This window comes from Longimicrobiaceae bacterium (genome assembly GCA_036375715.1).
Classification (GTDB): Bacteria; Gemmatimonadota; Gemmatimonadetes; order Longimicrobiales; family Longimicrobiaceae; genus DASVBS01.
The window spans coordinates 16,775-37,776 of sequence record DASVBS010000067.1 but is presented as its reverse complement, the minus strand read 5'-3'; the positions used below and the strand labels follow the sequence as shown (position 1 = coordinate 37,776).

At 66.9% G+C, this 21,002-nt stretch carries 14 protein-coding genes; 9 read left to right on the top strand and 5 right to left on the bottom strand.

The genetic code is table 11. The features are described from left to right. Positions 1–38 precede the first annotated feature (38 nt). The 6 genes from VF167_14825 (at position 39) to VF167_14800 (ending at position 8,761) form a co-directional block, all read left to right on the top strand. Complete coding sequence (locus VF167_14825; protein ID HEX6926693.1) at positions 39–1,514, top strand: RagB/SusD family nutrient uptake outer membrane protein; 1,476 nt, start codon at positions 39–41, stop codon at positions 1,512–1,514. 4 nt (positions 1,515–1,518) lie between these two features. Continuing rightward, positions 1,519–4,158: a sodium/solute symporter gene (locus tag VF167_14820; protein HEX6926692.1), complete on the top strand. Its 2,640-nt coding sequence runs from the start codon at positions 1,519–1,521 to the stop codon at positions 4,156–4,158. Positions 4,159–4,206: 48 nt separating this feature from the next. After that, positions 4,207–5,133 carry a dihydrodipicolinate synthase family protein gene (locus VF167_14815; GenBank protein ID HEX6926691.1) on the top strand — a complete coding sequence of 309 codons (927 nt, stop codon included), beginning with the start codon at positions 4,207–4,209 and terminating at the stop codon, positions 5,131–5,133. 59 nt (positions 5,134–5,192) lie between these two features. Then, a complete protein-coding gene (locus tag VF167_14810) occupies positions 5,193–6,344 on the top strand; it encodes an AGE family epimerase/isomerase (protein ID HEX6926690.1) in 1,152 nt (383 codons plus the stop codon). Positions 6,345–6,619: 275 nt separating this feature from the next. Then, positions 6,620–7,792: a sialidase family protein gene (locus VF167_14805; GenBank protein ID HEX6926689.1), complete on the top strand. Its 1,173-nt coding sequence runs from the start codon at positions 6,620–6,622 to the stop codon at positions 7,790–7,792. A 480-nt stretch (positions 7,793–8,272) separates the two neighbouring features. Beyond that, positions 8,273–8,761: a hypothetical protein gene (locus VF167_14800; GenBank protein HEX6926688.1), complete on the top strand. Its 489-nt coding sequence runs from the start codon at positions 8,273–8,275 to the stop codon at positions 8,759–8,761. Here the strand turns inward: VF167_14800 and VF167_14795 are convergent. Then, the gene (locus tag VF167_14795) at positions 8,758–11,028 is read right to left on the bottom strand and encodes an adenylate/guanylate cyclase domain-containing protein (GenBank protein ID HEX6926687.1); all 2,271 of its coding nucleotides are present in this window, start codon (positions 11,026–11,028) and stop codon (positions 8,758–8,760) included. The two genes, VF167_14800 and VF167_14795, sit on opposite strands and share 4 nt — an antisense overlap. A 278-nt stretch (positions 11,029–11,306) precedes the next feature. Further along, a complete protein-coding gene (locus VF167_14790) occupies positions 11,307–12,083 on the bottom strand; it encodes a TIM barrel protein (protein HEX6926686.1) in 777 nt (258 codons plus the stop codon). A gap of 352 nt (positions 12,084–12,435) precedes the next feature. Here VF167_14790 and VF167_14785 point away from each other — a divergent pair, with 352 nt between their 5' ends. From VF167_14785 to VF167_14775, 3 genes are all read left to right on the top strand, one after another. Then, complete coding sequence (locus VF167_14785; GenBank protein HEX6926685.1) at positions 12,436–13,401, top strand: hypothetical protein; 966 nt, start codon at positions 12,436–12,438, stop codon at positions 13,399–13,401. A 201-nt stretch (positions 13,402–13,602) separates the two neighbouring features. Beyond that, positions 13,603–15,234: a hypothetical protein gene (locus VF167_14780; protein HEX6926684.1), complete on the top strand. Its 1,632-nt coding sequence runs from the start codon at positions 13,603–13,605 to the stop codon at positions 15,232–15,234. A gap of 99 nt (positions 15,235–15,333) precedes the next feature. Further along, positions 15,334–17,241 (top strand): gamma-glutamyltransferase, encoded by a 1,908-nt coding sequence (locus tag VF167_14775; protein HEX6926683.1) that lies wholly within the window; start codon positions 15,334–15,336, stop codon positions 17,239–17,241. 85 nt (positions 17,242–17,326) lie between these two features. Here the strand turns inward: VF167_14775 and VF167_14770 are convergent, their stop codons facing one another. The 3 genes from VF167_14770 to VF167_14760 are packed head-to-tail and all read right to left on the bottom strand — an operon-like array spanning position 17,327 to position 20,986. Continuing rightward, positions 17,327–18,832, bottom strand: coding sequence for a sugar ABC transporter ATP-binding protein (locus VF167_14770; GenBank protein ID HEX6926682.1), 1,506 nt, complete (start codon positions 18,830–18,832; stop codon positions 17,327–17,329). Next, on the bottom strand, positions 18,829–19,902 hold the full coding sequence (locus VF167_14765; protein HEX6926681.1) for a substrate-binding domain-containing protein: 1,074 nt from the start codon (positions 19,900–19,902) through the stop codon (positions 18,829–18,831). Before VF167_14765 ends, VF167_14770 begins: the two co-directional genes overlap by 4 nt. A gap of 22 nt (positions 19,903–19,924) precedes the next feature. Next, positions 19,925–20,986 carry an ABC transporter permease gene (locus tag VF167_14760; protein ID HEX6926680.1) on the bottom strand — a complete coding sequence of 354 codons (1,062 nt, stop codon included), beginning with the start codon at positions 20,984–20,986 and terminating at the stop codon, positions 19,925–19,927. Between the last annotated feature and the right edge of the window lie 16 nt (positions 20,987–21,002).

Sequence of the window (21,002 nt, the reverse complement as noted above, 5' to 3'; positions counted from 1 at the left end):
TGCACCGTCTACCAGCCGCTTCTGAACGGAGCCATCCGATGAAACGCGCAATCACTGCCGCACTCGCGGCTTGCGGGCTTCTGCTCACGGCGGGATGCACGGACGAACTGGCCGTGGATCCCACCAGCATCATCACCGTCAACTCATTCTGGAAGACCTCCGACGACGCGCGGGGCGCGCTGTACGGCATGTACACCCGCTTCCGCGACCAGGCGAGCCAGAACCTCTACATCTGGGGAGGCGCGCGGAGCGAGGAGCTGAGCTACGGGCTGCAGGCCTCCGAGGGGCGCGAGCGCTACTTCCTGAACACCCTCGACGCGACCAGCGCCGGCCCCGACTGGCTGCGACTCTATACCGTCGTCCACGACGCCAACCTCATCCTCAAATACGTACCCGAGGTCGAGTTCGGCAGCGAGGCCGAGAGGAACGCGATCCTGGCGGAAGCCTATGCGATGCGGGCGTACGTGTACTTCATCATGGCCCGCACCTGGGGAGGCGTTCCGATCGTCACGGAGCCCACGGAGGGATACGACCAGCAGAGCGCCTTCCGCGAGCGCGCGGAGGTGAGCCAGGTCTTCGACCTCATCAAGGCGGACCTCGAGCAGGCGCTGGCGCTCTTCCCCGACGACGGATTCACTGACTGCCGCTGCCAGTGGTCGCGCGCGGCGGTGAACGCGCTCAAGGGAGACGTCTACCTGTGGACGGCGAAGCGGGGGGGTGGGGGTGCCGCGGACCTGAACACCGCGTTGCAGGCCCTGCAGCAGGTCCAGGACGCCGACGTGGCACTGCTCGAGGACTTCGACGACATCTTCCGCTACGAGAACAAGGGCAACGCGGAGATCCTGATGGCGGTCCGCTTCCAGGATCTGGAGTCGGCGGAGATGTATGCCAACTCCATGTACCTGCGCGACGACCAGATCCCCGTCAACGTCGATCCCGAATCCAGGGAGCTCATTGGCGTGGGAGGCGGGCTGAACCGGTGGGCTCCCTCCCAGGTACTGCGCGATCAGTTCAGTGAGGATGACGCGCGCAAGGACGCCACCTTCGCCGAGCTGTACACGCTCGACGAAAACGGAGACTCGACCTTCTATGCCTCGGCGGTCACCAAGTTCAGGGGCTTCGTGGAGGCGGGCGCCCGGCGCTTCCTCGACGATGTCATCCTGTACCGCTACGCCGACGTGCTGCTGATGATCGCCGAGGCGAGGAACGGGCTGGGCCAGGATCCGTCCACGGAGATCAACATGGTCCGGGAGCGGGCGTACGGCGACGCCTTCCAGCAGCACCGGTTCACCAGCGGCAGTCAGGAGGAGAACGACGCAGCCATCCTACGGGAGCGGCTGCTGGAGCTCGCCTTCGAGGGGAAGCGCTGGTGGGATCTGGTACGCTTCGGCAAGGCGTTCGAGCTCGTCCCGAGCCTTCAGAACCGGGCCGGCCAGGATCACCTGTTGCTCTGGCCGATCTCGCAGAGCACGTTGAGCCTCAACTCGAGCCTGGAACAGAACCCCGGATACTGAGCCCGTGCGTCCTCTCTTCACCGCCCCCGTAATGGCGTTGATGATCGGCCTCGGCAGCACGGTCGATCACGCGCGCGCCCAGGACGCTCCCGCCAGCAGGGGGTGGTACAGCTGGGAGCAGCTGGCGGAGCTACCTGAACCGCTCGGGGTGGCCGGACCGTGCGCCGGAGTCTCCAACGGCGCCCTGGTCGTCGCGGGGGGAGCGCACTTCCCCGTGCCCCTGCTCAGCGGCGGCACGAAGGTGTGGACGCGTGCCACCTGGGCGCTCTCCTCCGCCGACAGAGGGGAATTGAGGTGGCACACGAGCGACTCCCTGCCGCAGCCGCGTGGGTATGCGGTACCCTTCACGGTGGGGGACGAGGTCCTCTGCCTGGGAGGCGGGAACGCCGAGGAGCACTTCGCCGATGTTCTCTCGCTCAGGTGGGTGAACGGGCGGGTGGTGGCGGAGGAGCGTCTGCCGCCGCTCCCCGAGCCGGTCGCCTTCGCGAGCGGTGCGCGGGTGGGAGAGGTGCTGTACATCGCGGGTGGCGTGCGTGCCCCTGGCGACTCGGTGGCGCAGCGCACCTTCTGGAGCCTGGACCTGACCAACCCCTCGGCGGGTTGGCGCCGGCTGGAGCCCTGGCCGGGGCCGGCGCGGTACGACGCGGTGGCTGCTTCGCTGAACGGCGCTTTCTACCTCTTCAGCGGAGTGGAGCCGCATTCCGACGCCGCCGGCGGGATCTCGTACAATTTCCTCACGGATGCCTATCGGTACCGGCCCGGCCAGGGGTGGGAGCGTCTGGCGGACCTGCCCTGGCCGGTGGCCGCCGCACCCTCTCCCGCGATTCCCCTGGGACCTTCGCACTTGATGATTTTCGGCGGTAACGATGGGTCGCTGGTCGGTGGCACGGAGGAGTTGGGTGACCGTCACCCGGGATTTCGCCGGGAGGCGCTGCTCTATCACACGATCACCAACACCTGGGTGCGGGGCGACAGCCTGCCCGCGGCCCACGTCAATACCCCGACCGTGGCGTGGGGAGGACGCATCGTCATTCCCAGCGGCGAGATCCGGCCGGGCGTGCGCACGCCGGTGATCCTCGCCGCTACGCAGCGGCCTGCGGACACTCGAGAGGCTGGCTTCGGGGGGCTCGACTATCTCGTGCTGGCGGGATACTTCGTGGGGCTGGCGGGGATGGGCTTCTACTTCGCCGGCCGCGGCAAGAGCGATGACGACTTCTTCCTGAGCAGAGGCATCCCGCCGTGGGCGGCCGGACTCAGCATCTTCGGCACCCAGCTGAGCGCCATCACCTTCATGGCCATCCCGGCCAAGGCGTACGACACCGACTGGGTCTACATCCTGGGCCAGGCGAGCATCGTGCTGGTCGCGCCGATCGTCGTCTTCCTCTACCTGCCCTTCTTTCGCCGGCTGCGGGTGAAGACAGCCTACGAGTACCTCGAGCGACGCTTCAGCCTGCCCGTGCGACTGTTCGGAAGCCTGTCCTTCATCCTTCTCCAGCTCGGGCGGATGGCAATCGTCATCCTGCTCCCGGCGCTGGCGCTCGCGGCGGCGACCGGGTTCGACCTCTACGTGGCCATCCTGCTCATGGGGCTGGTGACCACCCTCTACACCGCCGCGGGCGGGATCGAGGCGGTGGTATGGACCGACGTGGTGCAGGTGGTCGTGCTGGTAGGGGGTGCGCTCCTCAGCCTGGTGCTGATGATCACCGCCGTGGACGGAGGGTTGGGCGGCCTGATCTCCACGGCGGCTCAGAACGGTAAGTTCCACACCTTCACCTGGAGTTGGGATTACACCACCACCGCGGTCTGGGTGGTGCTCGTCGGCAACCTGCTGGGCAATCTGGTCCCCTACACGGCGGACCAGGCGGTAGTGCAGCGATACCTCACCACGCGCGACGAGGCCGGGGCGGCGCGCTCGATCTGGACCAACGCCCTGCTGACGATCCCGGCGGCGTTCATCTTCTTCGGCCTGGGCACGGCGCTGTACGTCTTCTACAAGCAGCACCCCGAGCGGCTGGCACCTCCGCTGGCGACCGACACCATCTTCCCGCACTACATCGTGCAGGAGCTGCCGGCCGGAATCTCCGGCCTGCTGATCGCCGGCGTCTTCGCGGCGGCCATGTCCACGCTGAGCAGCAGCGTGAACAGCGTCAGCTCGGCGATCGTGACCGACTTCTACCGCCGCTTCGTGCCGGAATCCTCTGCCACACGGCGCCTATGGCTGGCGCGCTCGTTGTCGGTGCTGCTGGGGGTCATCGCCACGGGAGGCGCAGTAGTGCTCGCCACCTGGCAGGTGGGCTCGCTCTGGGACGTGTTCCTGGAGATGCTTGGCCTCTTCGGAGGAGGGCTTGCGGGTCTCTTCGTCCTGGGGATCTTCACCCGGCGAGCGAACGGGACCGGTGCCCTGGTCGGCGCCCTCACCAGCGCAGTCGTGCTTTACCTGGTGAGGACTTACACTCCCGTCCACTTCTTCCTTTACGCGGCCGTGGGAATCATCGTGTGCGTCGTGGTCGGGTACGTAGTGAGCGTGCTCACCGGCGGCCCTTCCCGCTCGCTCGACGGGCTGACCATTTACACGCTGCGCAGAGCAGCGGGCGATCCGTTAGAGACCGGGCGGCCGCAGACCGCAGGAATTTACACCGCCTGACCGGCGCAGACACCTTCAGGATCACAGTCACGATTGCTTGCCGGGAACATGAACCTCCCCCCCGAACGACGCCTCCGCGGCCTGATCGCGGCCACCTTCACGCCACTCCACCCCGACGGGTCTCTGAACCTCGACCTCGTTCCCGCCCTGGTGGATCAGCTCGAGGCGGACGGCGTGAGCGGACTGTACATCGTGGGGAGCACCGGGGAGGGACCTTCGCTCTCCGCCGCTGAGCGGCGGGAGGTAACCGCGGCCTACGTGCAGGCGGCAAAGGGGCGTCTGCGCACCGTCGTCCAGGTGGGGCACAACAGCCTCGCAGAAGCCCGCGGCTTCGCCGAGCACGCGCAGGAGATCGGCGCCGAAGCGATCTCGGCCATGCCGCCCTCCTACTTCAAACCCGGCAGTACGCGGGCCCTGGTCGACTCGCTGGCGGAGATCGCCCGGGGGGCGCCAGAGCTGCCCTTCTACTACTACCACATCCCGTCGCTCACCGGTGTCGACCCGGACCTCGAGGAGCTCTTCTCGCTGGCGGCGGAGCGGATCCCCAACATGGCCGGGATCAAGTTCTCGGACACCCGCCTGCACCACCTGCAGGTGGCGCAGCGATTCGACCACGGCGCGCATGACGTGGTCTTCGGGGTGGACGAGATGCTGCTCGGGGCGCTGGCCTTCGGGGTTCGCGGCGCCGTGGGCTCCACCTATTGCTTCGCCGCGCCGCTCTACCTGCGGATGATCGAGCACGTCCAGCGCGGCGAGCTGTCCGAGGCGGCGCAGCTCCAGGCCCGTTCGGGCGAGATGGTGCGCGTGATCTACCGCCATTGTGGCCGCTCGGGCCTCAAGGCGGTGATGTCGCTGATCGGGCTCGACTGCGGCCCGAGCCGCCTCCCGCAGGACCCGCTCTCCGCCGACGCCGTCGCCCGGATGCGCGCGGAGCTGGAGGAGATCGGCTTCTTCGACTGGGGGCGCTTGCGGTGAGCACGAATGCGGCGGCCGTAGGTTCGGATGGCGGCGGGCTATCCGCCAAAGAGCGAGCGATGCTCGCGGATCTCTATCGGGACACCCTGCTCACGGACTGCATCCCCTTCTGGCTTCGCCACGGCGTCGATTACGAGCACGGGGGGATCATGACCGCGCTCGATAGGGACGGCACCGTGATCGACACCGACAAAGGGATCTGGCAGCAGGGCCGATTCGCCTGGATGATGGCGACGCTCTACTCGGAGGTGGAGCCGCGGGAGGAGTGGCTGGTGCAGGCCCGGCGCACGCTCGACTTCCTCGAGGCGCGCGGCTTCGACGACGACGGGCAGATGTTCTTCCTGGTGACCCGCGAGGGACGTCCGCTGCGCAAGCGTCGCTACGTGTTCTCCGAGGCCTTCGCCGCCGCGGCCTTCGCGGCGTACGCCCGGGCCGCCGGGGACGAAGCCGCCGCGTCACGGGCGCGGGAGATCTTCGGCAGCTTCCTGCGCTACACTACCACGCCCGGGTTACTGGAGCCCAAGGTCGATCCTCGTGTGCGCCCGATGCGCGGGATCGGCGTGCCGATGATCACCATCAACCTGGCCCAGGTGATCCGGGAGACCATCGGAGACCCTCGCTGCGAGGCAGAGATCGACCGCTGCATCGAGGAGATCCGGCGTTACCACGTGAAGCCGGAGCTCGAGGTGGTGATGGAGAGCGTGGGCCCGACGGGTGAGTTGATCGACCACTTCGACGGCCGCACCCTGAACCCCGGACACGCCATCGAAGCGGCGTGGTTCATCCTGCACGAGGCGAAGCTGCGCGGTCGCGATCCGGAGCTGATCCGCCTCGGCACGCAGATGCTCGACTGGATGTGGGAGCGCGGCTGGGACGACGAGTATGGTGGGCTGTTCTACTACCGTGACCTGCGAGGCCTACCCGTACAGGAATACTGGCACGATATGAAGTTCTGGTGGCCCCACTGCGAAGCGACCATCGCCACCCTCCTCGCCTATCAGCTCACCGGCGAGGAGCGCTACGCCCGCTGGCATCGCCTGGTCCACGACTGGAGCTTCGCCCACTTTCCCGACCCCGAATACGGCGAATGGTACGGCTACCTCCACCGTGACGGCAGCCTCTCCGTGCGCCTCAAAGGGAATGTGTGGAAGGGACCGTTCCACCTTCCGCGCATGCTGCTCTACTGCTGGAAAGCGCTTGCTGGTCAGTAAGCGCGAATTACGAATTACGAATTACTGGCAAACCACAGAAGTCATGGTGGTTTGCACACAGGGCAGAGGAAGGAAGTCTGATGATAACATTCAGATCGAATACAAGTCGTATATCTATTAAGTTATTTATTAACAATGGATTAAATGTTATCGCTCTTCACCAGGCAGAGCCAAACCTCTACGACCTCTGCGCCGTCCTCCGTGACCTCTGTGGTTTCAATTTCCCGAATGCCAAAATTCGTAATTCGTAATCCGTAATTCCAACCACCACCGCCATGATTGCCAGACTCGTTCTCTTCGCCTTCTTGCTCTCCGCCTGCGCAGGCGGCGCGGATTCCTTCCCCTCTCCTCCGTACGACCGCGCAGATCCGCCGCGGGGGTTCAGCATTCCGCAGATCGACCTGGCGGGGGAAACGGAGCTGCAGGTGATCGTGGACCGGGAGCCGGGGCAGTACCTCGGTCATCCCACCACGGTGCTGCTGGAGGACGGGCGGACGATGCTGGCGGTTTATCCGAAGGGGCATGGAAAGGGGCCGGTCGTGCTGAAGCGCAGCACCGACGGAGGCTACAGCTGGAGCGAGCGGCTGCCCGTCCCGGAGAACTGGGCCACCTCGCAGGAGACGCCGACGATCTACCGCGTGGTGGCGCCGGACGGCACGCGTCGGCTGATCATGTTCTCGGGGCTCTATCCGATCCGTATGTCCTACTCGGAAGATGACGGACAGACGTGGACACCGCTGGAGCCGATCGGCGACTTCGGAGGGATCGTGGCCATGGCCGACCTGGTGCGCACCAGTAGCGGCGACTATCTGGCTTTCTTCCACGACGACGGTCGCTTCTTCAGGAACTCGGGCAAGGCCGGGCAATTCGTGGTCTACAAGACGCGCTCGACAGACGGGGGGCTCACCTGGGGAGAGCCGGAGGTGGTGGTGACCGCCTCTCTCGCCGACCTCTGCGAGCCAGGACTCATCCGCTCTCCGGATGGGAAGCAGCTGGCGATGCTGCTGCGCGAGAACAGCCGCACCTTCAACTCCTTCATCACCTTCTCGAACGACGAAGGGGAGACCTGGAGCAGGCCCGTGCAGCTGCCCGGCTCGCTCACCGGCGACCGTCACCAGGCCATCTACACGCCCGACGGGCGGCTCTTCATCTCCTTCCGCGATATGGGCCACGAGTCCCCGACCAAAGGCGACTGGCTCGCCTGGGTGGGGACCTACGAGGACCTGCTCGAGGGGCGCGAGGGGCAGTATCGCGTGCGCATCATGGACAACAAGCGCCAGTGGGATTCGACCTATCCGGCGCTGGAGCTGCTACCCGACGGAACCATCGTCGCCACTACCTACGGCCACTGGACCGAGGGCGAAGAGCCGTACATCGTCACCGTCCACCTCCGGATGGAGGAGCTGGACGCGCGGGTGCGGGCGCTGGGAGAAACTCGTGGCGGGTGAGACGACGATTACGAATTACGAATTACGAATTACGAATTACGAATTGCGGATAACCGCCGCTCAATTCTGAATTGTAATTTTGAATTGGGTAATGCGGGCAATGTCATTCTGAGCGACAGCGAAGGATCGCCGGAAGGCACGGTTTCGGCTTGCGATCCTTCGCTTTGCTCAGCATGACGCGCTCATCAGGTGAGGATACAAGCAAAAATCAAAATTGCCGTCCAGCAATTCGCAATTCACACTCCTTCCTCTGCGCCGTCTTGTGCCCGCGCGAGATCCTTGCTTTAGCGCATCTTGGCCCCAACATTCTGCACACACCCCCGGGTAGTTCCTCTTTCACGCCGGCGTCGTTGCCGCTCCTCCTTTCTCGACCGCTAATCCGCACCCGCGGACCTGCCCGTTTTTGGTCGATCCGTGACATCCCCGCCGGCCGCTCCCACTGGGCGGCGCTGTTAACAATCCCACCTCCGGAGGTGCCCCATGCCTGACACGATCACGCTCACCATCCGTATCGTGGACAACGGTTTGAAGGTGGTGGACCAGGATGGTAAGGAGCAGAATTTCGAGGCGGGCCCTGGGGACAACGTCATCTGGCGGGCGGATCCGCCGGTCGGTCAGTGGAGCGTCGGGTTTCCCGACATGAACAAGGTGCCCTTCACTGGCAACAAGCGCTACTTCTCCGGCTCGACACACACGACCGACACCGGGAAAACGCGGCACGCTCCGGAGGAGTACTACTTCTGGGTATTCGCCCAGCTGACCGACGCCCCGGGGCAGGCGCTGTATGTAGACCCCAAGCTAATCATCCGCTCGGGGCTGATCACGCGGGAGGCGGTCAGCACCCAGGCTGCCAACCTGAAGGAAGCAACCGCCCAGCTTCGGCAGGCTGCGGAGGTGGCGGACGCAGCCTACCTGGACTTGCTCGCGCTCGAACGCCAGCTCGACGTTGCGAGTCGCACACCGGCCTAGCGTGGCCGCGACCCGGGTATTAACCGGGGGTCGTGGCGGCCCAGGAGCGCGCGGAAGCGGGAGTTGTCGTGCAGCCCTTCGAACCACCAGTCGCCGGCCAGATACGCTGTGTCCGGATCGACTTCGAGCCACTTTTCGAGGAGCTGCACGGCCTCCTGCTGCTCGCCGAGCAAGAGCCTCGCGTGCGCCTCGTTATAGCTGAGCATAGGGAAATCATTTACCGAGCGGGACTGACGAATTAGCGCTTCCGCGCTGTCGCGCAGGCCCGCACGAGCTGCGACCTCGGCGCTGAGCATGATACCGTAAGCACGAAACACGCTCTGATCGTCCTGTGGAACGAGCTGCGCAAGCGTGTCCACCAGCGCCTGGGCGTGCGCGAGGTCAGGCTCGACTTCGGGGAAGGACGCCAACGCGAAGAGGCGGCAGAGCACGAAGTCGGCGGAGGTGGGGAAGCGCACCCTGCCCTGCAAACATAGATCGTTCGCCTCTTCGGTGGCTCCAATCTGCAGAGCGCTGTAATAGGCCTGGTGAAGGGCGTCGACGTTGTTGCTCAGGAAGGCGTCTGCCCGACTTCCCCGTTCGGACGCCAGGACGGCCTCGGAGAAGCGTCCCTGGCTTACGAGCAGTTCGCTCAACTTCACCCACGCCACCGTGCGGCTCTCGTCGAGTGCCGTGGCCTCCCTCAAATCGGCCTCCGCTTGACTGAACAGTCGCTGGCGCTCCTCCCCCGTCGCATTCATCGCCAGACCGAACCGAAGCAGTCCACGAATCTCGTACGCCGCCGCGCCGTCGAGGGCTACCGCGCGCTCGGCGTGCGTGAGCGCCTGCCCACTCCAGTAGTCATCCAGATATCCCGGAAGCGGTCCCTCCAGAATGGAAAGATCCCGCAGGTACCAGGCTCGCCGGATCACGGGCTCCGCCCACCGGGGATCGAGCGACTCTGCGCGAGCCACCATGGTGTCGGCCCGATGCAGGGCGCGCCGAGCGGCTTCGTCGTCCCATCGCCTCAGCCGCTGATATTCCTCCCGGTACGATTCCGCCCGCATCAATGCTTCGTACGCGCGCGGGCTATCCGTCGAGCGCTCGATCTCCCGCATCCGGATCTCGCGCCCCAGCTGGGAGCGAAGCACCCTGCCGAGCAGGTCGACCACCTTCTCCTGCAGCTCGAGCACGTCGGTGCCAACGTAGTCCAGCCTGCCGCTGCCCAGTTGCTCGCCGGAGTTGCCGTCGATCAGCTGCGCCGTCACACGGATGCGATCGCCCGACCTGGTCAGGTTCCCGTCGATGACGGTCCCGACCTTCAGGGCGAAGATGATGGAGTCCAGTGGAATGTCGCTGTGACGGAAAGGCTTGACCGCGACCTCCGGGACGACGGTCAGCCCCTCCACGTCGTCCAGGGAATTGATCAGTGCCTCTGTCGCGGCACTGGCCATGTAACCGAGGCTCTGGTCGTCGCTGTAGTCGTCGAAGTAGAGGACTGCGATGCGGGTCGGATCGTAGGAAGGAATGTCGGCGAGGCTGTCCGCGGAAGGGTCGGAGGAGCCGCCATACCCGCCCAGGGCGGCGAGCCATCCATCGGATCGCGCCCTGATTGCGAGCCCGGCAACACCGATGAGCACGGCGGTCGCGATTCCCACCGTCATCCGTCGCGCGTCCGGCAGGCGGAGGCGCGAGCCGCCGCGGCGTCGGAAACCGCGGCGGGCGCGGTCGAGGGCGTCGGGCGGACGGGGCTCGGAAGGCACGACCGGCTCCTCCGCTAGACGCACGCGGAAGAGCCTCACCGGCTCCACCTGCCCGCGCACGCGGCGTTCGCCGATCTCCTCCCAGGTGAACCCCTCGCGTTGCCGCAGTTGGCGCCAGGCATCCTCGCTGACCACCACCTCGCCCGGATCCGCCTCCGCCTGCAGCCGCACCGCGAGGTTCACCCCGTCGCCCAGCAGATCCTCGTCCTTGCCGACGGCGACGTCCGCAACGTGGAGTCCTACGCGGAGCTGGGCGCCAAAGCGCGTCACGAAATCCTGAACGAGGTCGCAGGCCGAGTGGGCCGCCTGCTCGGTACTATGGAACTCCGCCAGCGCTGCATCGCCCACGTACTTGACGATGCGCCCGCCCTGGCGCTGCACGTGCTCGGAGGCGCAGGCCTGGAAGGCGTCGACCAGCCGGACGGCATCATCTTCGTTGGCGGAGGCGAGGTCGCTGAAGCCCACGATGTCCGCGAACCAGACGGCGACCAGCTGCCGACGCTGCGACGGAGTGGAGCTTCCCATGTGCGGAGGGGTGGCGGGAGGCTGGGTGTAAGATTGGTCGGCAGCCTGCTGGAGACAAGGAGGACGGCGGTGGGGGGCCGGGTAGGGGGTGACAGGCTGACAAGGTGACAAGGTGACAAGTGAACGGGTGCACGGATGAACGAAGCTGCCGGAATCCAGATTGCCTTCGGCCTGCCGGTACAGGCGAGCCTGCCCCGCCCCTCACCTTGTCACCTTGTCACCTTGCCACCTTGCCACCTTGTCACCTTGTCACCTTGTCACCTTGTCACCTTGCCCCCTCACACATCACACGCCCGATACGCCTCCGCCAGCGACACCAGCGGCTCCCGCGTGGGCACGAACTCCTGCGCCACGTAACCCTGGAAGCCGGTCTCCTTGATGGCCCGCATGATGGCGGGATAGTAGAGCTCCTGGGACTCGTCGAGCTCGTGGCGGCCGGGATTACCGGCGGTGTGGTAGTGCGCGATGTACTGGTGATTCTCGCGGATCGTGCGGATGACATCCCCCTCCATGATCTGCATGTGGTAGATGTCGTAGAGCAGCTTGAAGCGCTCTGAGTCGAGCCGCTTCACCAGCTCGACCCCCCAGGCGGTGTGATCGCACATGTAGTCGGGGTGGTCGACCTTGCTGTTGAGCAGCTCCATGCAGATGGTCACGCCGTAGCGCTCCGCGGTGGGAAGGATCCGCCGCAACCCCACCACGCAGTTCTCCAGCCCCTCCTCGTCGTCCATCCCGTCCCGGTTGCCGGAGAAGCAGATCACGTTGGGGAAACCGGCCTCCGCCACCTGGCGGATGCGCTCCTCGAAGGCGGGGACGAAACGGTCGTGGTTCTCCAGGCGATTCCAACCGTTGTTGATTGCGCTGGGGCCGTTCACCATTGCGCAGATCAGGCCGTGCTTCTTCAGGATAGGAAAGTCGTCCGGGGAGAGCAGCTCCACTGACTGTATGCCGATCTGCTTGACCGCGGCGGCAAACTCGTCGAGCGGGATGTCCGGATAGCACCACTTGCATACCGACTGCTTGATCTCGCCCGCCGAACCGGAACCGGTGGTCATGCGCATCTCCTCGGCCAGGGCCTCGACAGGGGAAAGTTTCAGGGCGCCGAGGGCCGTGGCTCCTGCCGCGACCCCGGAACGAAGGAATTGTCTACGCCGCATCGCAGGATCTCGCCTGGGGGTTGGGAGTGGGTAGGATCTTCCTCTTAGTCTGGGACGGTGCGGCGCGAAAATCCAGCATTTCCCGCTCGAGGCCGACGCCTCGCCGAGCGCCTTGACAAACGTACGTTTTAGGCGCAGGGTGACGCAGGCGACACTCCAGCCCTCCCGAGCTGTCGCCATCTACCTGCCGCTCTTTCCGGAGCGCAGTTGTCGGGAGCCCTCCTCCCCCACCGACCGACAGGAGTCCTCGATGCACCCGATCCGAAGTGCCGCGCTGACCGCTGCGGGCGTCCTCGTCCTCGCCGCCTGTTCGGACCTCCCCAGCACGGGGCTGGTGCCCGGCGATCCGAACCTGGCTCGTGCCCTGAACCCGGAGTTCCTCGCGGTGCCCGCGGAGGCGACCGGCGAGGTCGCTGGCTTCTTCGAGAACCGCCTGGCGGAGATCAACGCCAGGCTCACCGCGAGCGGAGCGACTCTGCGCGTGCAGAGCGCCGACCTGCTACTCGCTCCCGGCGCACCGGCCGACGTTGGCACGACCATCTTCGCCAACGATCGGACGAAGCGGATGTCCATCTTCTGGGTCCCGGGCGACCCGCGACGCGGAGCAACGGGGAAGGAGCTCACCTACCTGATCGACGAGAGCGCGGCCTTCGCCTTCACTCGCGCGAGCTTCCCCGGCGTCGAATACCTCGGTGACTTCCTCGCCTCCACCTTCGAACCCTGGGAAGCACTCCCCTGTGGCGAGGTCGACCTGGTGCGCGTGCCCGACGACGGAACACCCCCTATCGTGGTCGAGGACTCCCTGGTAGTGGACTGGGCCGCGGACATCATCCTGGCGGGCTGGATGTTGATGCCGCCGGAGGTGCTCGGGGTCACGTTCACCTACGCCTTCGTCGACGACAACGGGAACGCCACCGACATCGACAACAACGGCCGAGCCGACGCGGCGCTCGCCGAGATCTGGTACAACCTCGGCTACTTCTGGGTGGGCAATGACCCCAGTGCCGTGGACGCGATCGATCTGCAGTCGGTCGCCATCCACGAGAACGGCCACGCGCTCGGCATCGACCATTTCGGCAAGATCTTCGTGACCAACGCCAACGGGAAGCTCCACTTCGCTCCGCGGGCGGTCATGAATGCGGCGTATGTGGAGCCGCTGCAGTCACTGCGCGGAACGGACAAGGCATCGTTCTGCGGGAACTTCGCTTCCTGGTAGCAACCCCGTCCCGCACGGATCCCATCGCGAGAACATTTGCGGTGGGATCCGTCTTGCCGTCGCATGATCGTTGCCCCCACCGCGCACGACACACATCCTTTGATCCAGCGCGCTCATCCTCGATCGAGCGTCGCTCACACCCCCGGGCGCGTACCCCTCCGCCCGGATCGCCGGCCTCCACCGCAGCTCCGGAGGTTCGCCATGTCTCTCCTCCCCCGCTCCGCCCGTGGCCGCGCCCACCAGGTCGCGACCGCCGCCGTCCTCCTCGTCCTCTTCAATGTCCCCGTCGCCGGGGCCCAGGAACACGATCATCCCGCCGGTGATCCGGAGACACTCGGCACCGTCACGTTCGCCTCCAGTTGTGCGGCGGAGGTAGCGGACGAGCTGAACCGGGCGGTCGCCATGCTTCACTCCCTCTGGTTCACCGTGGCGGAAGAAGCATTTCGTCAACTTGCGGAGGCGGATCCCACCTGTGCCATGGCGCACTGGGGCCTAGCCATGACGCTGATGGGGAACCCCATGACCCGCGCGGTGCCCCCCGAAGACGCGCTCCGCGCCGGCCTCGAAGCGGCGGAAGAGGCACATCGACTGGCGGCGTCGCAGTCCCATCGGGAGCAGATGTATGCCGATGCGGTCGTCGCCTACTACTCGGGTCCGGCCGATCGCGACTTCGGCTCGCGCATCACCGCTCAGGAGGAGGCGCTCGCCGCCCTGTACGCCGCCCACCCCGAGGACCACGAGGCGGCGATCTTCTATGGGCGCGCAATGATCGCGAACTCACCACCCGACGACCTCACCTTCGCCCGCCAGCTCGCCGCGGCGGAGATGATGCAGCCGCTCTTCGACGCCCAGCCCGACCACCCCGGACTGGCCCACTACCTCATTCACGCCTACGATGCACCGGCGTTGGCGGCGCGCGGACGCGACGCGGCGAGAGCATACGCCGAGATCGCGCCGTCGGCCCCGCACGCGCTGCACATGCCCTCGCACATCTTCACCCGGCTGGGCGACTGGCACGAATCGATCGAGACCAATGCTCGATCGGCGCGCGCGGAGCCGGACTCGAACGCGGCCGTTCACCCCATGGACTACCTGGTCTACGCCCACCTCCAGCTCGGGCAGGACGAGGCGGCCCGGCAGGTCGTCGAGCGCGCCGTGCAGAACCCCGACCGCTTCTACGCCGGGCTGCTCGGCTACAACTTCACTGCGATGCCCGCGCGCTTCGCACTGGAGCGCAACGACTGGGCGGCGGCCGCCTCCCTCCGCGTCCCGGTCGACGCCCTCCCCTTTGTCGAGGGGGTGACGCGCTTCGCCCGGACGATCGGGGCGGCGCGTTCCGGGAATCCTGACGCCGCGCAGGTCGACCTGGCGGTGCTGGCGCAGCTCGAGTCCACCCTGCGCGAGCGCGGCGACAGCTACTGGGCCACCGTGGTCCAGGCCCAGCGGCTGGCCGGTGAGGCGTGGGTCGCCCACGCCCTGGGCGACGACGAAGCGGCGCTGCGCCTGGCGCGCGAAGCCGCCGAGGTCGAGGAGAGTGTGGAGAAGCACCCGGTCACCCCGGGCCCGATCCTCCCCGCGCGGGAACTGGAAGGCGATCTCCTGCTCGAGCTGGACCGCCCCGCGGAGGCGCTGAGCGCCTATGAGATCACCCTGCAGCGCGAGCCCAACCGGGCCCGCACCCTGTTCGGCGCCGCCCGAGCCGCCGAGGCGGCCGGGAATGTCGAACGGGCCCGCGCGCACTACACGGCCCTCCGGACCCTGATGGAGGAGGCTGACGCCACCCGGCCGGAGCCCCGCGAGGCGGATCGGTTCCTCGCTTCGGCCGGAGAATAGCGCCGTGCCACCCCCTGGCGCCGCGGGCGTCCCTGCCCTCATTCTTTGAGGCGTTCGTGCCCCCGCCTCAAGACCGCAAATCATCCAGGGAGATCCACCATGCTCCGAGCCGGTCTGGTCGCCGCCCTGCTGATCCTCACTCTTCCCACCAAGCTCCCGGGGCAGCAGACGCAGAAACCACCCCTGCATGGGAGACACTGGGTCGCCATCACCGGCAAGCCGCTGGCGGCGACCGCGGGAGCGATGATCTTCCAGCAAGGGGGCAACGCGGTCGACGCGGCGGCGGCCATGCTGGCGGCCACGGCTACGATGTGGGACGTGCTGAGCTGGGGCGGGGAGACGCAGGCTCTCATCTTCAACCCCCACACCAACGAGGTCATCGGGATCAACGCGATGGGCGTGGCGCCCACCGGGGCGACCCCGGAATTCTTCCTCGCCCGGGACATGCGCTATCTCCCGGAGTACGGCCCCCTCGCGGCGACCACCCCGGGCACGCCGGGCGGGTTGATGGTGATGCTGGCCCGCTTCGGCACCATGTCGCTGGAGCAGGTCCTCGCTCCCGCCATCCAGCTCGCGAACGGCTACCCCATCGACGCCGAGACCGCCAACTCCATCGAGCGGGAGAAGGAGTGGATCAAGGAGTGGCGCTACTCCCCCGCGGTCATGTTGCCCCACCTGGGTGAGGAGCGGGAGGCCCCCTACCCCGGCGAGATCTTCCGACAGCCCGATCTCGCCGCCACGCTCATGAAGCTGGTGGAGGCGGAGCGCGAGGCGCTGCGGCAGGGACGCTCCCGCGAGGAAGCGATCATGGCGGCCTACGATCGCTTCTACCGCGGTGACATCGCGCGCGAGTTCGTGCGCGGCGTGCAGGAGGAGGGCGGCCTCATCACCCTGGAAGACCTTGCGAACTGGGAGGTCAAGCTAGAGAAGCCGGTCTCGTCCACCTATAAAGGGATCGAGGTCTACAAGCTCACCCACTGGACGCAGGGGCCGGTCATGCTCCAGGCACTGAACATCCTGGAGAACTTCGATCTGAAATCGATGGGCTACAACAGCGCGCGCTACATCCACGCGCTGTACCAGGCGATGAACCTCGCCTACGCCGACCGCGACTTCTACTACGGCGACCCCGCCGTGCCCCCGGAGGAACCGATCGAGGGCCTGCTCTCGAAGGAGTACGCCCGCGCGAGGGCGCAGCAGATCGACTGGGTGCGCAACGACCCGGGGGCCGGTCCGGGCGACCCTTACCCCTACCAGGGTGACACCAACCCCTATACCGACCTGCTGGAGCGCTGGCACGAGACGGCGATCATCCCGCCTCCCGGAGCGGCCGGGGCCACCCCCATGCCGGCGCACGACCAGAAGCAGGACGCCGACACCGCCACCACCTCACTGCGGGGAATGACCACCGAGGAGGCCTTCTACGCCGGCACCACCAGCGTACAAGCGGCCGACGAGGAGGGATGGGTCGTCTCCATCACCCCGTCGGGTGGGTGGATCCCGGCGGTCATCGCCGGCCGGACGGGGATCGGGCTCAGCCAGCGCATGCAGAGCTTCGTCACCGACCCGGCCGAGAACCCGTTCAACGTGGTCGCGCCCGGCAAACAGCCGCGGGTGACGCTGACGCCGAGCATGGCGCTGAAGGACGGCAAGCCCTTCCTCTCCTTCGCCGTGCAGGGCGGCGACAGCCAGGACCAGAACCTGTTGCAGTTCTTCCTGAACGTGGTCGAGTTCGGGATGACCGTGCAGGAGGCGGTCGAGGCGCCCAACGTCAACTCCTTCCAGATGCGCGGCTCCTTCGGCCAGCACGAGATCCAGCCGGGCCGCCTCCTCCTGCAGGAGGACACGCCGCCCTGGGTCCGCAACGAGCTACGGAAAATGGGGTACACGCTCACTTTCGAAGAGCGGACCTCGGGGCCGATCAACGCCATCTTCTTCGATCGGGAGCACGGAACCATGTGGGGTGGCTCCAGCAACCACGGGGAGGATTACGGGATCGCCTGGTAGATCTCGGGGCGGGAGATCGCGCCGCGAGGAAGGAGGATCGCGTCAGAAGACGCCCCGACATGTCGCGGTGCGCAATCGGGTGCCGTCAAGCGGCCGCCCCCACCTCGAGCCCGGCCATGAGGCGCAGCAGGGTGGGTTGCGTGGCGCGCTCGCGGGGTACCTCCCCCACCAACCGGCCCTCGCGCAGCACGAGAATGCGGCTGGAGAGGTTGATGAGCTCGGGGAGCTCGCTGGAGATGAGCAGCACCGCCGTTCCCTGAGAGGCGAGCTGATCTATGATGCCGTGGATCTCGGCCTTGGCGCCGACGTCCACGCCTCGGGTCGGCTCGTCCAGGATGAGCAGCTTTACGTTGGCTGCGAGCCACTTCGCCAGCACGATCTTCTGTTGGTTCCCTCCGGATAGCCCCGCGATGACGAAGTCAGCATCCGGGGTGCGCACTCGCAGGCGCCCGAAGTGCGCCTCCGCCTCGGAGCGCTCGGCTCTCCGCCGGATCCAGGAGAAGCGCGATAGCCGCTCCAGGTTGGGCAGGGAGAAGTTGTGCAGGCAGCTCATCCCCAGCACCAACCCCGCGCGCTTTCGATCCTCCGGAACCAGCCCGATCCCCCGGCGCATCGCGTTCTTCGCCCCGGCCATCGGCATCGGCTCCCCGTCCATCCATAGCTGTCCCCGCGCCTCCGAGTCCAACCCGAAGATCGCGGTGGCGACCTCGGACCGGCCGGCGCCGACCAGGCCCGCCAGCCCCACCACCTCGCCGGCGCGCACAGTGAATGAGATGTCCTGGAACTTGCCTGGGCTGGAGAGGCCTTCGACGCGCAGGCGCACCGGCCCGTCCGACGCGTGTGCGTGTCCGGGGAAGTACTCGGCCAGGCGCCTGCCAATCATCAGCTCGACCAGCTGCGCCTCATCCACCTCTCTGATCGGTTTCGTGGCCACGTGCCGCCCGTCGCGCAGCACGGTCACGGTGTCGCAGAGGCGGAAGATCTCCGGCATCCGGTGCGAGACGTAGATGCAGGTAACCCCGTCGGCGCAAAGCCTGTCGATGAGGGCGCAGAGGTGCTCGACGTCGTGCTGGCTGAGGCTGCTGGTCGGCTCGTCGAAGACCAGGATGCGCGCGCCGCTGCCCACGGCGGCGGCGATCTGCACCATCTGCTGCTGGCCCACCGTCAGCTCGCCGACCGGACGCGTGACGTCCAGCCGCGTACCGATGCGCGCCAGCATGGCCTTTGCCCGCTTCGCCATCTCCGACCGCGAGAGGAGGCCACGCCGGGTCGGCAGCGAGCCGAGGCAGAGGTTCTCCGCGACCGACAGGTTTTCGCAGAAGGCGAGCTCCTGGTGCACCATCCCGATCCCCGCCGCCAGGGCCTCCCGGGGACTCTCGAACCGCACCTCCTTCCCCTGGACGTAGAGTCTCCCCTCGTCCGGCTTGTGGATCCCCGCGAGCAGCTTGCCGAGCGTGCTCTTGCCGGCGCCGTTCTCGCCACACAGGGCGTGGCAGGAGCCCACCGAGATCTCGAAGGAGACGTCGGTGAGCGCCTGTACGCCGGGGAAACGTTTGGTGATGCCCTCGAAGCGAACCGCTGGCGTGCTCACTGCGCGGCGCTGTCCGCGGACGGAAGAGCGAGGTACTTCTGATCGACGTCGGTGAAGCCCCACTCCTGAAGCTGACGAGCCCAGTCGCCGAGGTTGTCCTTCGTCACCCGCACCAGCTCCATGGGGATGCGCTCCGGCACATCCTCGTTGTCGAGCAGCTTCTTCACGATCGTCTCCACCCCGACGTAGCCCCACTGGTAGACGGGCTGCGCCAGCAACACGGGGGCGAGGCCCCGATCGACGTACGGGAGCTCCGCCGGAAGGCCATCCACCGCCACGATCTTCACCCGCTCAGGATCGAGCTCATCCAGCAAGGCGGTGGTAAACAGTGGCCAGCCGCCGATCATTGCCCAGCCGCTAATGGTGGGATAGGCATTCATCACGCGGATCACTTCGGCCGCCGCGTCCTGCGGGGTCTCGATGTGATTGAAGACGCCGGCGATGCGGATCGACGGGTGGTTGGCCGCCTCCTCCCGCACCCCCCTGACGCGCATCTGCAGGTTCGGAGCGTTCTGGTTGCCAGCAAGGATGCCGATCTCCCCGCCCTCGCTCCCCATCTGCGCGGCCAGCTCCTGCATGACCCGGCGCCCGGTCTCGATGTCGTCGACCCCGTAGTAGGCGAAGCGGCCGGAATCGGGGACGTCGCTGTCGAACGTCATCACCAGGACTCCGCGGTTGACCGCGTCGCGGATTGCCGTGGTCACCTTGCCTGGATCGGAGGCAGAGATGAGGATCGCGTCGGCTCCCTCGTTCACCGCCTGGGTGATCCGCTGCGCCTGAACCTGACCGTCCTCCTGCGGCGGTGTGAGCCAGACGACCTCGATCGGAACGCCGCGCGCCTGGGAGAGGTCGGCCGCCGCCTCTTCCGCCCCGGTGCGCGCCGACAGGAACACGGGGTTGGTGGAGCTCTTCGCGATCATCGCAATGGTGAGCCTGCCGTCACCGCCGAGGGCCGCGTCCAGGGACTGGTCGCCCCCTCCTTCACCGCCCGCATCGCCGCCCCCGCACGCGGCGACGAGGCCACAGAACAGCAGCGCTGCAGCGCAATTTCCGATCGATCGCTTCTTCATGGCTCTCCCGGTGAGTTGACGTTCAGGCGGTGCCGCCGGCTCGAGCGGCGCGCGCCAGCCGACGAGCGGTCGCGTGGCTGCTCCAGCGGTCCAGTACCACCGCCACGATGATCGCGCAGCCGATGATGATCCACTCGTAGTTCTGGTCGAAGTGCAGCGTGCGAATCGACTGGCGGATGAGGATGATGAGAAAGGCGCCCAGCATCGCCCCGAGCGCGCTCCCCCTACCGCCGACCAGGCTCGCCCCGCCCACTACGGCGGCGGCGATCACATAGAGCTCGTAGCCGGTCGCATCGCCCGAGGAGGCGGAGCCGTAGTAAGCGACACCCAGGAAGGCGGCGAGCCCCGCCGTGATTCCCGAGACAACGTAGACGCCTACCTGAATCCGGTCGAGTCGCAGGCCGGAGTACCGGGCAGCTTCGGGATTTCCCCCGAAGGCGAAGATGTGCCGGCCCATCACCGTTCGCAGCAGGTATAGCGACCCCGCGGCGGTGACCAGGAGCATCACCAGCATCGGCACCGGGGTGAGCGCCCGGTCCAGTCCGAGCGGCGACCTGACCGCGGCGGTGACGGCCTGCGGCACCAGGATGCTCTCCGCCCGGCTCACCACGAAAGCGATGCCGCGCAGGATCCACATCGTTCCCAGGGTCACGATGAACGGATGGACGCGCAATCCCACCACCATCACCCCGTTCAGGAGGCCCGCCAGCGTACCCACCACCAGGCAGACCGCCAGCCCTAACAGCACGGGCGGCAAGGCGTCCATCGGGCCCACGGCCCGGTAGATCAGCGCCATGCTGACACCGGCGAGCGCGTAGATCGAGCCCACCGACAGGTCGATCCCGCCCGAGATGATCACCACCGTGGCGCCGACGGCCATGATCGCGAAGAAGCTCGCGTCGGTGACCGTCTGCAGGAGGGTGTACGAGTTCCAGAAGGAGTTCACCATCTCGCCGGACCGCCGGTCGAAATGCGATCCCGCGAGAGAGGTGAGCAGGATGAGCAGCGCGACGATCACCAGCACCAGGCCCAGCTCCTGGGTCGCGAGCAGGCGGCGCGCGTGGCGGCCCAGGGAGCTGCGCACGGGTGCGGGTCCGGAC

Bases quoted from the DNA above. Each gene is read 5' to 3' on its own strand.
- VF167_14800 (HEX6926688.1), top strand. From the start codon at position 8,273: ATGCCTGACACGATCACGCTCACCATCCGTATCGTGGACAACGGTTTG.
- VF167_14780 (HEX6926684.1), top strand. From the start codon at position 13,603: ATGTCTCTCCTCCCCCGCTCCGCCCGTGGCCGCGCCCACCAGGTCGCG.
- VF167_14785 (HEX6926685.1), top strand. From the start codon at position 12,436: ATGCACCCGATCCGAAGTGCCGCGCTGACCGCTGCGGGCGTCCTCGTC.
- VF167_14790 (HEX6926686.1), bottom strand. From the start codon at position 12,083: ATGACCACCGGTTCCGGTTCGGCGGGCGAGATCAAGCAGTCGGTATGC.
- VF167_14825 (HEX6926693.1), top strand. From the start codon at position 39: ATGAAACGCGCAATCACTGCCGCACTCGCGGCTTGCGGGCTTCTGCTC.
- VF167_14810 (HEX6926690.1), top strand. From the start codon at position 5,193: ATGCTCGCGGATCTCTATCGGGACACCCTGCTCACGGACTGCATCCCC.
- VF167_14765 (HEX6926681.1), bottom strand. From the start codon at position 19,902: ATGAAGAAGCGATCGATCGGAAATTGCGCTGCAGCGCTGCTGTTCTGT.
- VF167_14775 (HEX6926683.1), top strand. From the start codon at position 15,334: ATGCTCCGAGCCGGTCTGGTCGCCGCCCTGCTGATCCTCACTCTTCCC.
- VF167_14805 (HEX6926689.1), top strand. From the start codon at position 6,620: ATGATTGCCAGACTCGTTCTCTTCGCCTTCTTGCTCTCCGCCTGCGCA.
- VF167_14795 (HEX6926687.1), bottom strand. From the start codon at position 11,028: ATGGGAAGCTCCACTCCGTCGCAGCGTCGGCAGCTGGTCGCCGTCTGG.
- VF167_14815 (HEX6926691.1), top strand. From the start codon at position 4,207: ATGAACCTCCCCCCCGAACGACGCCTCCGCGGCCTGATCGCGGCCACC.